At 59.1% G+C, this 12,128-nt stretch carries 16 protein-coding genes; 8 read left to right on the top strand and 8 right to left on the bottom strand.

Annotated elements, in window-relative coordinates:
- Nucleotide 1: 1 nt before the first annotated feature.
- Nucleotides 2-529, bottom strand: coding sequence for a hypothetical protein (locus ACB034_RS14640; protein ID WP_124238822.1), 528 nt, complete (start codon nucleotides 527-529; stop codon nucleotides 2-4).
- A gap of 159 nt (nucleotides 530-688) precedes the next feature.
- Between ACB034_RS14640 and ACB034_RS14635 the strand changes: the two genes are divergently transcribed.
- On the top strand, nucleotides 689-1,168 hold the full coding sequence (locus tag ACB034_RS14635) for a MarR family winged helix-turn-helix transcriptional regulator (protein ID WP_224210987.1): 480 nt from the start codon (nucleotides 689-691) through the stop codon (nucleotides 1,166-1,168).
- A gap of 131 nt (nucleotides 1,169-1,299) precedes the next feature.
- Here ACB034_RS14635 and glnK read toward each other — a convergent pair whose 3' ends face one another.
- The gene (glnK, locus tag ACB034_RS14630) at nucleotides 1,300-1,638 is read right to left on the bottom strand and encodes a P-II family nitrogen regulator (RefSeq protein WP_026456195.1); all 339 of its coding nucleotides are present in this window, start codon (nucleotides 1,636-1,638) and stop codon (nucleotides 1,300-1,302) included.
- Between the two features lie 201 nt (nucleotides 1,639-1,839).
- On the opposite strand from glnK, the gene arfB reads away from it, so the two are divergent.
- Nucleotides 1,840-2,256 (top strand): alternative ribosome rescue aminoacyl-tRNA hydrolase ArfB, encoded by a 417-nt coding sequence (gene arfB / locus ACB034_RS14625; RefSeq protein WP_026456194.1) that lies wholly within the window; start codon nucleotides 1,840-1,842, stop codon nucleotides 2,254-2,256.
- 29 nt (nucleotides 2,257-2,285) lie between these two features.
- Nucleotides 2,286-2,777: a methylated-DNA--[protein]-cysteine S-methyltransferase gene (locus ACB034_RS14620; protein WP_371173125.1), complete on the top strand. Its 492-nt coding sequence runs from the start codon at nucleotides 2,286-2,288 to the stop codon at nucleotides 2,775-2,777.
- A gap of 354 nt (nucleotides 2,778-3,131) precedes the next feature.
- Here the strand turns inward: ACB034_RS14620 and ACB034_RS14615 are convergent, their stop codons facing one another.
- From ACB034_RS14615 to tapT, 4 genes are all read right to left on the bottom strand, one after another.
- Nucleotides 3,132-3,557, bottom strand: coding sequence for a hypothetical protein (locus ACB034_RS14615; RefSeq protein ID WP_371173153.1), 426 nt, complete (start codon nucleotides 3,555-3,557; stop codon nucleotides 3,132-3,134).
- A gap of 189 nt (nucleotides 3,558-3,746) precedes the next feature.
- On the bottom strand, nucleotides 3,747-4,520 hold the full coding sequence (yaaA, locus tag ACB034_RS14610; protein ID WP_371173124.1) for a peroxide stress protein YaaA: 774 nt from the start codon (nucleotides 4,518-4,520) through the stop codon (nucleotides 3,747-3,749).
- A 44-nt stretch (nucleotides 4,521-4,564) separates the two neighbouring features.
- Entirely contained in the window at nucleotides 4,565-5,674 is a 1,110-nt protein-coding gene (tapU, locus tag ACB034_RS14605; RefSeq protein ID WP_042026652.1) for a type IVa pilus ATPase TapU, read from the bottom strand.
- Nucleotides 5,675-5,702: 28 nt separating this feature from the next.
- Nucleotides 5,703-6,737 carry a type IVa pilus ATPase TapT gene (gene tapT / locus ACB034_RS14600; protein ID WP_026457847.1) on the bottom strand — a complete coding sequence of 345 codons (1,035 nt, stop codon included), beginning with the start codon at nucleotides 6,735-6,737 and terminating at the stop codon, nucleotides 5,703-5,705.
- Between the two features lie 39 nt (nucleotides 6,738-6,776).
- Here tapT and ACB034_RS14595 point away from each other — a divergent pair, with 39 nt between their 5' ends.
- Genes ACB034_RS14595 through ACB034_RS14575 form a run of 5 tightly spaced genes read left to right on the top strand, consistent with a single transcriptional unit; the run spans nucleotide 6,777 to nucleotide 9,671 of the window.
- Nucleotides 6,777-7,478, top strand: coding sequence for a YggS family pyridoxal phosphate-dependent enzyme (locus tag ACB034_RS14595; protein ID WP_342010898.1), 702 nt, complete (start codon nucleotides 6,777-6,779; stop codon nucleotides 7,476-7,478).
- 56 nt (nucleotides 7,479-7,534) lie between these two features.
- Nucleotides 7,535-8,359, top strand: coding sequence for a pyrroline-5-carboxylate reductase (gene proC / locus ACB034_RS14590; protein WP_371173123.1), 825 nt, complete (start codon nucleotides 7,535-7,537; stop codon nucleotides 8,357-8,359).
- An 11-nt stretch (nucleotides 8,360-8,370) separates the two neighbouring features.
- A complete protein-coding gene (locus tag ACB034_RS14585) occupies nucleotides 8,371-8,922 on the top strand; it encodes a YggT family protein (protein WP_026457844.1) in 552 nt (183 codons plus the stop codon).
- The gene (yggU, locus tag ACB034_RS14580) at nucleotides 8,922-9,215 is read left to right on the top strand and encodes a DUF167 family protein YggU (RefSeq protein ID WP_371173122.1); all 294 of its coding nucleotides are present in this window, start codon (nucleotides 8,922-8,924) and stop codon (nucleotides 9,213-9,215) included. The genes ACB034_RS14585 and yggU overlap by 1 nt, the downstream gene beginning before the upstream one ends.
- A 36-nt stretch (nucleotides 9,216-9,251) precedes the next feature.
- Nucleotides 9,252-9,671: a DUF4426 domain-containing protein gene (locus ACB034_RS14575; RefSeq protein WP_026457681.1), complete on the top strand. Its 420-nt coding sequence runs from the start codon at nucleotides 9,252-9,254 to the stop codon at nucleotides 9,669-9,671.
- A gap of 105 nt (nucleotides 9,672-9,776) precedes the next feature.
- Here ACB034_RS14575 and ACB034_RS14570 read toward each other — a convergent pair whose 3' ends face one another.
- Both ACB034_RS14570 and ACB034_RS14565 read right to left on the bottom strand, forming a co-directional pair.
- On the bottom strand, nucleotides 9,777-10,973 hold the full coding sequence (locus ACB034_RS14570) for a NupC/NupG family nucleoside CNT transporter (RefSeq protein ID WP_026457680.1): 1,197 nt from the start codon (nucleotides 10,971-10,973) through the stop codon (nucleotides 9,777-9,779).
- Nucleotides 10,974-11,155: 182 nt separating this feature from the next.
- Nucleotides 11,156-12,091 carry a LysR family transcriptional regulator gene (locus ACB034_RS14565; RefSeq protein ID WP_026457679.1) on the bottom strand — a complete coding sequence of 312 codons (936 nt, stop codon included), beginning with the start codon at nucleotides 12,089-12,091 and terminating at the stop codon, nucleotides 11,156-11,158.
- Nucleotides 12,092-12,128 lie beyond the last annotated feature (37 nt).

The raw sequence follows: 12,128 nt of genomic DNA, 5'->3' as shown, positions 1-12,128 counted from the left end.
CTTAGTCGTGGTTGAAAAAGTCTTCGCCAACGTGCTCGCCGGCGCCGCCGATGGCGCGATAGACCAGCTTGCCGGCCACCTGTTCACGATGATCCACCAGGGAAACCGACGGTTGGCCATTCACTGCATGACGCTTGCCAAGGAAGATGGCCATGGGCACGCCTAGGTTGGAGATACCGCTGGTGATCCAGAGACGGTTGAAGTCATAGGAGCCGCCGATGAACTCCAGCTGCGCCAGACCGGTATCCAGGCCGGTCAGGTAGAAGTTCATGGCACTCTCGTCGGGGAAGAGATGAACCAGCACATAGGCATAGCGCAACTCGTTGACCAACTCCTTTAGGTTGAAAGTACCTGTCTCACTACAAGAGAGGGGAAGCTCACCATCATAGTGATGGACCTTCAGGTTGTTGGGGTCTTCGTCGTAGGCGGGCTGGTAGCGTACAAATGCCGCTGTATCGGGCAATTCATAGCGTACACGCACCACTTTCAACCCGCTTACCAGGGTCTTGATATCCAGTTCATTGGTCATGTTCACTCCTCAAATGTCAGCGCTAATTCTGCAAAGAGGGGGCTAAACTAACACAAAAATACTTTGAACATAAACCATTAGAGTCGTAACCATATTGACGTTTTCCTCTGGCAAGAGCAGAATTTGCCCCCTTAAATCCTCCTGACGACCCGGTTCCCCATGGAAAAACATGATGAAGTGCTGATAGCGCTGCGCCAGATCATTCGTGCCATCGACATGCACTCCAAGCGCTTGATCAAGGAGGCGGGTCTCACGTCACCACAACTGCTGTTGCTCAAAGGGATTGACGAACTTGGCCAGATCTCCATGCGCCAACTGGCCAATCACACCAACATGAGCCAGGCGACAGCCACCACCATCATGGATCGGCTGGAGAGTCGCCAGCTGGTGCAGCGCATTCGCAGCGAAACTGACAAGCGCAAGGTACATGCCACTCTGACCGACGCCGGTCGGGCCCTGCTGAACCAGGCCCCCAGACCGCTTCAGGAGTGCTTCATCCAGCGTTTTCAGGCACTGGAGCCCTGGGAGCAGACTCTGCTGCTCTCCTCCCTGCAGCGCATCTCGTCGATGATGAATGCCGATGAAATAGATGCGGCCCCCGTGCTGAGCGTGAGACCCCTCACCGAAGAGCGGGCATGACAATAAGGCCGGATGGCATGCCATCCGGCCTTATTGTTGATAGCGAGTCAGGCGGTCGGCGCGACCTCATGACGAGGCCATACGTCATCCGCTGATGGTCAAGGACCAGCCTTCACTACCCAGCGGATGTATCACAGCGCCTCTTCATCCCCTTCGCCGGTCCGGATACGCACCGCCTGCAGCAGGTCGTAGACAAAAATTTTGCCGTCACCGATCTTGCCGGTGTAAGCCGCCTTGCAGATGGCTTCGATCACCCCTTCCACGTTGTCGTCGGCGGTCGCGATCTCCAGCTTGACCTTGGGCAGGAAGTCGACCTGATATTCGGCTCCCCGGTATAATTCTGTGTGTCCCTTCTGGCGGCCAAATCCCTTGACCTCGGACACGGTCAACCCTTCCACCCCCAGGTTGGCAATCGCCTCACGGACATCGTCCAACTTGAATGGTTTGATAATCGCAGTAATCAGCTTCATCTGGTTGCTCCCAATCCATGGTGTGTCATGAACCAGCAATCAATTCTTGTGCCAAAAATTTTTACTGTGTTATCTCATGTAGATAGCGTCTAATTGCAGTCCCCTTGACCTGAGCCGCCCCCGTAACCGATCTGCGCGCCCCATAATGAGGCACCAAGGTGCAGCGACCTGCACGCCTGCACCAAACAAGAGCACCACAGCATGTTAGTGATTTCCAATAGCGTCACCCTCCCCTGGCATGAGCTGCAATTCCAGACCATGCGGGCCCAGGGAGCCGGCGGACAACACGTCAACAAGACCGACTCCGCCGTCTGGCTGCGCTTCGATTACCGCCACTCACCGAGCCTGCCGCCGCTCTACATAGAGGGGCTCGACAAGCTGAGTGACAGCCGGATCCACGATGGCTTCATCCTGATCAGGGTCGAGACCCATCGCAGCCAGGATATGAACCGCAAGGAGGCGATGCACCGCCTGGTGGAACTGCTGAAAAAAGCAGCCTGGCGCCCCAAGACTCGCCATGCCACCAAGCCGACCCGCAGCTCCCAGCGCAAGCGGGTCGATGCCAAGAAACGCAAGGGGGAGATCAAGTCTGCCCGTGGCAAGCCGGTACTGGAGTGATGCCCCCTTCACTGCAAGAGCGAAAGAAGATGAGATACAGTTTTTGCGAAAGCGCCCGCGGCCCCCTGCTCATCGCCATCGACGGTGATGGCCTGCGCCATGTGGAGTTCATCCAGGGCGAACGCCCCGTCATGCCACAGCCAGAGTGGCAACGGGACGATGCCGCACTCGCCCCCTACAAAGAGCAGTTTGCCGCCTACTTTGCAGGTCGCCTGCGGCAGTTCGATCTGCCACTCGCAGCCAGGGGGACACAGTTTCAGCAAACGGTGTGGCAGGCACTGTGCGACATACCCTATGGCGACACCGTCAGTTACCTCGATATCGCCACCGCCATCGGCAATCCCAAGGCGGTACGGGCGGTCGGCGCCGCCAATGGCCGTAATCCCCTCAGCATCATAGTCCCCTGCCACCGGGTGATCGGACGCAGCGGCGATCTGACCGGCTATGCCGGCGGCATCCCGATCAAACGCTGGTTACTGGCTTTGGAACAGACGGCGGGAACATTCGAGTTGCTCCCCTGACAAAACCGCGCTGATGGAGACTCGGGCTGAAGATGGAAACAGGCTGGCAGGATACCAGAAAGCATTGGCTGGCAACTGGCACGGCGGCCGGAAATAGTTGCCGAGAATATGAACAGAGGATGAAGAATCATCTCAGCACTACTTCAGATAGCCCCTGGCAATATGAACCCATACTTGATTGGCATGGCTCATCGTCGATTCAAGTAGCACCCATGTGACGCTTCCAATCTGTCTTTTTCCCCCGCGCCTCCTTTGAGGCGCTTTTTTTGTGCCAAGCCCCCCCACTACTGGGGGTCAGTCGACACAAAAAAAACGAGGCGAAGGAGCTCCTTCGCCTCTAGTAGCACACTTCCATCATTCACTCTGGGCAAGAAAAGAGAGTTCGGGCGCGGAGGAGGTCAACACATCGGCGCAGTAGTCCCAGGTCGAAATGCGGTAGTGCTGCAAGTCCTCGTCCAGATGCAGGCCATCGGATTCCTGATGAAACCAGCTGGCAAAACGGGACGGCGTGATGATCTGGATCTGCTCCTCGATGACATGACTATCCTTCCCCTCAGCCAGATCGCAATCCTCCATCACCCGCAGGGCGTAGATATGACGAAAGTGAACCCGGCACAGCAACTGGGGCGGCAAATCTATGCTGCGAGCCCGTCCCAGCATGATGGTCAGGGAGTCGCTCCAGAGATCCTGATGCAGCTCGGCGACAACCAGGCCGGGCGGTAGCTGGCGGGAAGGCGCCCAAGGGACGGCCACCTGCCGAATGGCATTTTTCTGTTCCATCATCCACCTCCAGCTTGTGACGACAACACCCTTTCTTGAGTCTATCTGAACCACATGGGTTCACCGAAAGCAATTGATAGACAATAAAAAAGCCGACGTATCAAACGTCGGCGAATAAAAAAGTGCTTACAACAGAGGATTCATATAATCAGACCCATCACTAGGAAGATTGGTTCCCTCTTTTTGTAATTAATTTTCTGCACGTTTAAACATCAGGGTGGCGGCATCTGACTCTTCCGGCACGAAGTAGTAGCCATCGGCGTTGAAACCGGTCAGCTGTTCCACACTGGTCAGTTTGTTTTTGATGATATGGCGAGCCATCATGCCCCGCGCCTTTTTGGCGTAGAAACTGATGATCTTGAACTGACCGTTTTTCTCGTCCTTGAATACCGGAGTAACAATCCGCCCCTTCAGGGCTTTGGGACGCACGGATTTGAAATACTCGTCAGAAGCCAGGTTCACCAGCACCTCATCCCCTTGGGCTGCCAGCGCCTTGTTCAGGAGCTCGGTGATGATGCCCCCCCAGAACTGGTAGAGATCCTTGCCGCGCGGATTATCGAGGCGAATGCCCATCTCCAGCCGGTAGGCCATCATCAGATCGAGCGGGCGTAGCACACCGTAAAGGCCGGACAGCATGCGCAGATGTTGCTGGGCAAACTCGAAATCCTCGTCACTGAAATCTTCCACCGCAAGCCCGGTGTAGACATCCCCCTTGAAGGCCAGCAGGGCCTGACGGGCATTGTCCGGGGTAAATGCCGGCTGCCACTCGGCAAAACGGGCGGCATTCAGACCAGCCAGCTTGTCGCTGATCTTCATCAGGCTGGCGATCTGATCCGGGCTCAGCTGACGGGCCCGGGCGATCAGCTCGGCGGAGTGATCCAGCAGTTCGGGTTGGGTGAAACGGGACGTCACCAAGGGTGACTCGTAATCCAGCGTCTTGGCCGGAGATACCACAATCAGCATAAGGATCCTCTATGGCGAGGAACCGCCCGCCCCGGGCGGTCCCGTTATTCGTCTAGCGTCACATTGTCCAGCATGCCGGATCCCAGCTGTTCATGACCCGAAAGCTTGATCAGCAGTCGCAGGTCATTGGCCGAGTCGGCATGAGCGAGGGCCTCACTGTAGCCAATCTGGCCGGCACAGAACAGGGCAAACAGCGCCTGATCGAAGGTCTGCATGCCAAGCTCTGAGGATTTGGTCATCACTTCCTTGAGCCGGTGCATCTCTCCCTTGCGGATGATGTCGGTGATGAGCGGGGTGTTGAGCAGGATCTCGAAGGCGGCAAAACGCCGCCGTCCGTCGATGCTGGGCACCAGTTGCTGGGCAACGATGCCACGCAGGTTGAACGAGAGATCGAACAGAAACTGGCGGTGTTTCTCCTGCGGCACCAGGTGCAGGATACGATCCAGCGCCTGGTTGGCATTGTTGGCGTGCAGGGTCGCCAGACAGAGGTGGCCAGTCTCGGCAAACTGCAGGGCAAACTCCATGGTCTCCTGGCTGCGGATTTCGCCGATCAGGATCACATCTGGCGCCTGGCGCAGAGAGCTCTTCAGCGCCACGTCGAACGATTCGGTGTCTATCCCCACCTCGCGCTGGGTCACCAGGCTGCGGCCGTGCTGGTGCACGAACTCCACCGGATCTTCCACCGTCAGTATGTGCCCATCCGCATGCTGGTTGCGATAGCCAATCATGGCCGCTTGGGTGGTGGACTTGCCCGCCCCCGTGGCCCCGACGAACAGCACCAGCCCCCGCTTGGCCATCGCCACGTCCTGCAATATGGGAGGCAGGCTCAGATCATCGAAGGTGGGAATGCGAGTCTCGATGCGGCGCAGCACCATGCCAGGCAATTCCTGCTGCCAGAAGGCGCTGACCCGAAAACGGCCCAGCTCCTCGCGATGGATGGCGTAGTTGGCCTCCTTGGTGCGGATGTAGCGTTCAAAATGGTCCGAGCTGAGGGTCTCCCTGACCAGGGTCAGCGCCTCCTTCTTGTCGAGGGGCTCGTTGCCCAACGCCACCAGGTGACCATTGACCTTGAGGGTGGGGGGCGAGCCCACGGTTACAAACAGATCCGAGCCCTTGCGACTGACCAGTTCGGCCAGCATCTGATCCAGATTCATGATGTCTCCTTCCCTGGATTCGTTGTTGTTATACGCTGTTGGGATCGACGGCCTTGGCCTTGGCATCGAGGGACGCCACCACACCCCGGCTGACCAGTTGTTTGAGGCTCTGATCCATGGTCTGCATACCGTGGGTCATCCCGGTCTGGATCACCGAGTAAAGCTGGGCGATCTTGTCTTCCCGAATGAGGTTTCGCACCGCCGGAATGCCCATCATGATCTCGTGGGCCGCCACCCGGCCGCCGCCGATCCGCTTGAGCAGGGTCTGGGAGATGACAGCCCGCAGGGATTCGGACAGCATGGAGCGCACCATGTCCTTCTCCGCGCCGGGGAAAACGTCGATGATACGGTCTATGGTCTTGGCCGCCGACGAGGTGTGCAGGGTGCCGAACACCAGGTGACCGGTCTCGGCCGCGGTCATGGCGAGTCGGATGGTCTCGAGGTCCCGCATCTCGCCCACCAGAATGATGTCCGGGTCTTCACGCAGGGCCGAACGCAGGGCGGCGCTGAAACTCTTGGTATCGCGGTGCACTTCCCGCTGGTTGACCAGACAGCGCTTGTTCTCGTGCACGAATTCGATGGGATCCTCGATGGTAAGGATGTGGTGATGGAAGTTCTCATTGATGTAGTTGACCATGGCCGCCAGGGTGGTGGATTTGCCCGAGCCGGTCGGGCCTGTCACCAGCACCAGACCCCGTGGGAATTCGGCAATCTTGCGAAATATCTCGGGGGCATCAAGATCCTCAAGGCTCAGTACCGTGCTGGGGATGGTACGAAACACGGCACCGGATCCGCGCGCCTGCTGAAAGGCGTTGACCCGGAAACGCGCCAGATTGGGCACCTCGAACGAGAAGTCGACCTCGAAATTTTCCTCCAGCTCCTTGCGCTGGTGGTCGTTCATGATGTCATAGATGAGGGCGTGAACTTCCCTGTGCTCCAGGGCGGGCAAATTGATCTTGCGAACCTCCCCGTCAACCCTGATCATCGGGGGAACCCCGGCCGACAGGTGTAGATCCGAGGCTTTATGCTTTACACTGAAAGCCAATAACTCTGTGATATCCATAGATTTGTCATTCTCCCATCACAAGATCACTTACGAAATATGAACCAGATTGCCCAGCACCTGCTTCAGGTAAAGGAGCGCATTGCCCAGGCCGCCGGGCGGGCAGGCCGCAATGCAGAAAGCATTCCCCTGCTTGCCGTCAGCAAGACCAAACCCATTGAGGCGATCATGGCGGCTCATGCCGCGGGTCAACGCCGTTTTGGTGAGTCCTACGCCCAGGAAGCGGCGGCCAAGATCGATACCCTGCGCCAGCAAGAGGGCTATGCCGACATAGAGTGGCACTTTATCGGCCCTTTGCAATCAAACAAATCCAGGCTGGTAGCCGAACGGTTCGACTGGGTACAAAGTGTCGACAGGGACAAGCTGATCGAGCGTCTTAACAATCAGCGCCCGGCCACGATGGCACCGCTAAATGTTTGTCTGCAAATCAATATTAGCGGAGAGAGCAGCAAATCCGGAACGTCTGAACAAGAGATTTTCCAGCTGGCCGAACGGGTTGCCCAATGCGAACGACTGGTGCTCAGAGGCCTGATGGCCATCCCGGAGCACACCAGTGACGAGGCAGTGCTGGCCGCCCAGATGACTCGCATGCAGGCTCTGTTCACCGAACTTGCGCGACAATACCCGAGCGTCGACACCCTCTCGATGGGGATGACGGAAGATCTCGAACTGGCGATCGCCCACGGCAGCACCATGGTGCGGGTCGGCACCGCCATCTTCGGCGCACGTGACTACTCATAGGCAGGAAGGGGCCGCAGCCTCCCCTCTTGCAACCATCTCATCAACAGGAGCGTTTGATGCAGCATAAAACCATCGCCTTCATCGGCGCAGGCAACATGAGCCGCAGTATCATTGCCGGTCTGGTCAAGGCGGGTTATCCGGCAGAGAAGATCACCGCTGCCAACCCCAGTCTACCCAAGCTGGAGGCCCTGGCCAGCGACTGCGGCATCCATGTCACCCAGGACAACGCCGAAGCCGCCCGCCATGCCGAGGTAATCGTGCTGGCGGTCAAACCGCAGCTGATGGCCGACATGCTGGGAGCGCTGGTCGGTGAGCTGGGATCTTTGTCCGGCAAGCTGCTCATCTCCATCGCCGCCGGCATCAAGGTGGCGCGCCTTGGCGAGATGGCCGGTGGCCATGCACGCATCATCCGCACCATGCCCAACACCCCTGCCCTGCTGGGGCTCGGCATGACGGGCCTCTACGCCCCCGATACGGTTGGCCAGGAGGATCGCGACTTTGCCGAGCAGATGATGCAGGCCGTCGGCAAGACCCTCTGGGTCGAGCAGGAATCCGGCATCAACGGCGTCATCGCCGCCGCGGGCAGTGCTCCCGCCTACTTCTTCCTGTTCATGCAGGCCATCGCCGAGGAGGCCGAGGCCATGGGCTTTCGCCCTGAGCAGGCCCGTCTGCTGGTACAGCAGACCGCCCTTGGCGCGGCCGCCATGGTGGAACAAAATCCAACACTCGCGCTCGCCACCCTGCGTGAACAGGTGACCAGCAAGGGCGGCACCACGGCCGAGGCCATCAAGACATTCCAGCAACAGGGGCTGATGCCGCTGACTGCTCAAGCCATGCAGGCGGCCGTTGCCCGCGCCGCCGAAATGGAAACCCTTTTCTAACAGGAGCCCAGATGAACACCGCTTACTTTCTGATTAATACCGTTTTCGATCTCTACCTGATGGTGGTGCTGCTGCGGGTCTGGCTGCAGTGGGCCCGCGCCGACTTCTACAACCCCATGAGCCAGATGGTGGTCAAGCTGACCAACCCGCTGGTGGTGCCGCTGCGTCGCATCATTCCGGGCTTTGGCGGCATCGATATGGCCTCCGTGCTGCTGGCACTGGCGGTGGCCTTCCTCAAGCTGGCCCTGCTCAAGAGCATGAACGTGCTGCTGGCCGACTGGCTCAGCATCAGCCTGTTTGCAGCCCTGACCGTGCTGAAGAAGGCGGGTTCGATGATCTTCTGGATCCTGCTGATCCGTGCCATCCTGAGCTGGGTCAGCCAGGGTCGCAACCCTATCGAATACGTGATGCACCAGCTGACCGAACCCTTCCTGGCCCCCATTCGCCGCGTGCTGCCGGCCCTGGGCGGGCTGGATCTCTCCGTGCTGGTCGCCTTCATCGGGCTGCAGGCCATCAACTACCTGCTGGGTGACCTGTTCGGTCAGCTGTGGTGGATGATTTGATGTCAGCCGTCCAGCAACAAGGGGATGAACTGGTACTGCATCTGGTGATCCAGCCCAAGGCGAGTCGGGATCAGATCGTCGGGCTGTACGGAGAAGAGTTGAAAGTGGCCATCACGGCACCGCCGGTGGATGGCCAGGCCAACAGCCATTTGATCAAGTTTCTGGCCAAACAGTTCAGGGTGGCCAAGGGGCAGGTGAACATAGTGCGGGGGGAACTGGGTCGCCACAAGACGGTGGCCATCGATTCTCCCAAACAATTGCCACCGGAAGTGAGCGCCTTGCTGGATACTTGAACTTGAGCCAACAGTGAACACGAGAGGGACGACACTATGAAAACAGCCTGGATAAGCTGCCTGCTGGCACTGCTGATGACACTGCCGCTCAAGGCAGAACAGATGAAGGAGCTGGGCCCCTGGCAGGTGCACTACAGCGCCTTCAACTCCAGCTTCCTCACACCCGAGGTTGCCAAAACCTACGGGCTGGAGCGCAGCCGCTACAACGGCATCATCAACATTTCGGTACTGGACAAGCAGGGGAAAGCCCAGGCGGTGGGCATCACGGGTGAGGCGAAAAACCTCACCGGCACCATCCGCACCCTGAGCTTTCAGGAAGTGAAGGAGGGTAACGCCATCTACTATCTGGCCACCCTCCCCTACCGCAACGAAGATACCTACCAGTTCACCCTGAAGATCATGGGCGCAGGGCAGCAACAGACCCTCAGTTTCCAGCAGACCTTCTACGTCGACTGATACGAGCACACAAAAAGCCCCGGCCATGGCCGGGGCTTTTTTTCGCCGGATGAAAACAGGGGCGCCTGGTGGCGCCCCTGCTGATACCCGTATTGAAACCTGCTCTTACAGGGAGAGGAACAGGCCGGCCAGGGAGGCACTCATCAGGTTGGCCAGCACACCGGACATGATGGCTCGCATGCCGTAACGGGCGATGAATGCCTTGCGCTCCGGCACCATAGAGCCCAGACCACCGATCAGGATCGCCATGGAGGAGATGTTGGCGAAACCGCACAGGGCGAAGGTAACGATGGCCTTGCTCGACTCGCTCAGGCTTTGATCCTGGACCAGGGCGATGAAGGCGACGAACTCGTTGACCACTATCTTGGTACCGATCAGGGCGCCAGCGGCCTGGGCCTGATCCCAGGGCACACCGATCAGCCAGGAGACGGGGGCAAACAACCAGCCCAGGATGATCTGGAAGCTCAGATCCAGCCCCACCAGATCACCGGCCCAGCCCAGCAGACCGTTGAGCATGGCGATGACACCGACGAAGGCCAGCAGGGTGGCACCGACCGCAACCGCGATATTGAGACCGCCCATGGCACCGTCGGCCGCCGCCTCGATGACGTTGGTGGCGCGGGGCAGTTCGACATCCTGATGGTGATCCTGCTCATCGGCCGCAGGCGGCACCAGGATCTTGGCCATGGCCAGACCGGCAGGCGCGGACATGAAGGCGGCCGCGATCAGGTATTTCAGCTCAACCCCGATGCTGGCGTAGCCCACCAGGGTGCCGCCAGCCACGGAGGCGAGGCCGCAGCTCATCACGGCGAAGAACTGGGAGTCGGACATCTTGGAGAGATAGGGTTTGACCACCAGCGGCGCTTCCACCATGCCGACGAAGATGTTGGCGGTGGCGGAGAGGCTCTCGGCGCGGCCGGTACCCAGCAGCTTTTGCAGCACGCCGCCCAGCAGGCCAATAACACGCGGCATCACGCCGATATGGTAGAGGATGGCGATCACCGCGGAGAAGAAGATGATGATCGGCAGCACGTTGAAGGCGAAGATAAAGCCCAGCTTGAATCTGGCCAGATCGCCAAACACGAAGGCGATCCCTTCCTGACCATAGTTGATCACACTGCTGACACTCTCGCTGACCCCGTTCAGCACATGCTGGCCGGCAGGCAACCAGAGCACCAGGGCGGCAAACATGACTTGCAGGGCGAGGGCGAGGCCCACTGTTCGCAATGGGATACGGCGGCGATTATCAGAGCAGAGCACGGCCAGGGCCAGAATACTCAGTATGCCGAGCAGGGCAATCATAGGGACTCCATCAGGTGGTCAAAAAGATGGCCGCGGATTCTGCGCCCACAACCCCGCCACTGCAAGTCCGCTTGGTTACAGCTCTGTTAGAAAAAACGTTTTCACGATACCGGTTGCGGCAACTGGCTGATTTGGCTCGATTTTAGTATCACGAGAAAGCCAGTGTTTTTATATGGAAACGATTATTCCTCGGTGCCGGACAATTTACCCCCGAGCCAGGGGGCCAGCCGCTGCTCCCAATAGGGTTGCTGGCCGAAGCACTCCTTGAGGAAATCGATGAAAAGGCGGATCTTGGGATCCAGGTGCTCGCGTCTGGCATAAACCGCGTGGACCGCCATCTGCTGGTTCGGTCGCCATTCAGGCAACAGGGGGATCAGCTGGCCGGACTGCAACTCCTTGTCCAGCAAGTAGTTGGCGATATAGGCGATGCCGAGTCCGGCCAGCGCCGCGTCCCGCACCGCCTCCGCCATATCGACCCGATAGTTGCCCGCCACCTGCACCGTCTGGCGTTCCTTACCCTGGCGGAACGACCACTGGTGATAGCGCCGTTCGCGACTCTGGTAGGTGATGCAGTTGTGCTGGGCCAGATCTCTGGGGTGCAGCGGCGTGCCGTGACTCAACAGGTAATCCGGCGAGGCCGCCAGCACGAAGCCGATATCGGTCAGACGCTGGCCCACCAGCCCCTCCGGCTTGTCCTCATAGGTGGTGATCCAGAGATCCAGCCCCTCATCCACCAGATTGGTTCTATGGTCAAACAGGGAAACCTCCAGCTCCAGCTCAGGGTAGCGATCCTGAAACGCCTTCAGATGGGGGATGACATGCAGCCGGCCAAACGACTGACCGACGCCGAGGTGGAGCACCCCGCTCACCTTGCCGCGCCGCTCGGCGATCATCGACTCCGCCTCCTGCCCGACCGCCACCAGGGCGTGGCAATGGCGGGCATACTCCTGACCCAGTTCGGTCAGGGCGAAACGACGAGTGGTGCGCTGCACCAGCTGGGCACCGAGAGCGGTTTCCAGCAGCGCCAGCTGCTTGCTGATATGGGATTTGGAGACGCCAAGGCGCCGGGCGGCGGCAGAGATGCCCTGCTCGCGCACCAGCGCATCGAAGATCACCATTTGCGGAAGACGTTGCAGCACGGGATAACCAGTTGGA

It is taken from the genome of Aeromonas sp. S18(2024) (assembly GCF_041402525.1).
GTDB classification, from domain to species: Bacteria; Pseudomonadota; Gammaproteobacteria; order Enterobacterales; family Aeromonadaceae; genus Aeromonas; species Aeromonas enteropelogenes.
Note: the sequence above shows the minus strand (reverse complement) of the source record. Positions and strands in the feature narration are given on the sequence as shown.

Coding starts and splice junctions, on each gene's coding strand:
- tapT (WP_026457847.1), bottom strand. CDS start 6,737: ATGGATATCACAGAGTTATTGGCTTTCAGTGTAAAGCATAAAGCCTCG.
- ACB034_RS14565 (WP_026457679.1), bottom strand. CDS start 12,091: ATGGTGATCTTCGATGCGCTGGTGCGCGAGCAGGGCATCTCTGCCGCC.
- ACB034_RS14570 (WP_026457680.1), bottom strand. CDS start 10,973: ATGATTGCCCTGCTCGGCATACTGAGTATTCTGGCCCTGGCCGTGCTC.
- arfB (WP_026456194.1), top strand. CDS start 1,840: ATGTTAGTGATTTCCAATAGCGTCACCCTCCCCTGGCATGAGCTGCAA.
- ACB034_RS14615 (WP_371173153.1), bottom strand. CDS start 3,557: ATGGAACAGAAAAATGCCATTCGGCAGGTGGCCGTCCCTTGGGCGCCT.
- proC (WP_371173123.1), top strand. CDS start 7,535: ATGCAGCATAAAACCATCGCCTTCATCGGCGCAGGCAACATGAGCCGC.
- yaaA (WP_371173124.1), bottom strand. CDS start 4,520: ATGCTGATTGTGGTATCTCCGGCCAAGACGCTGGATTACGAGTCACCC.
- ACB034_RS14635 (WP_224210987.1), top strand. CDS start 689: ATGGAAAAACATGATGAAGTGCTGATAGCGCTGCGCCAGATCATTCGT.
- yggU (WP_371173122.1), top strand. CDS start 8,922: ATGTCAGCCGTCCAGCAACAAGGGGATGAACTGGTACTGCATCTGGTG.
- ACB034_RS14620 (WP_371173125.1), top strand. CDS start 2,286: ATGAGATACAGTTTTTGCGAAAGCGCCCGCGGCCCCCTGCTCATCGCC.
- ACB034_RS14595 (WP_342010898.1), top strand. CDS start 6,777: ATGAACCAGATTGCCCAGCACCTGCTTCAGGTAAAGGAGCGCATTGCC.
- ACB034_RS14585 (WP_026457844.1), top strand. CDS start 8,371: ATGAACACCGCTTACTTTCTGATTAATACCGTTTTCGATCTCTACCTG.
- glnK (WP_026456195.1), bottom strand. CDS start 1,638: ATGAAGCTGATTACTGCGATTATCAAACCATTCAAGTTGGACGATGTC.
- ACB034_RS14575 (WP_026457681.1), top strand. CDS start 9,252: ATGAAAACAGCCTGGATAAGCTGCCTGCTGGCACTGCTGATGACACTG.
- tapU (WP_042026652.1), bottom strand. CDS start 5,674: ATGAATCTGGATCAGATGCTGGCCGAACTGGTCAGTCGCAAGGGCTCG.
- ACB034_RS14640 (WP_124238822.1), bottom strand. CDS start 529: ATGACCAATGAACTGGATATCAAGACCCTGGTAAGCGGGTTGAAAGTG.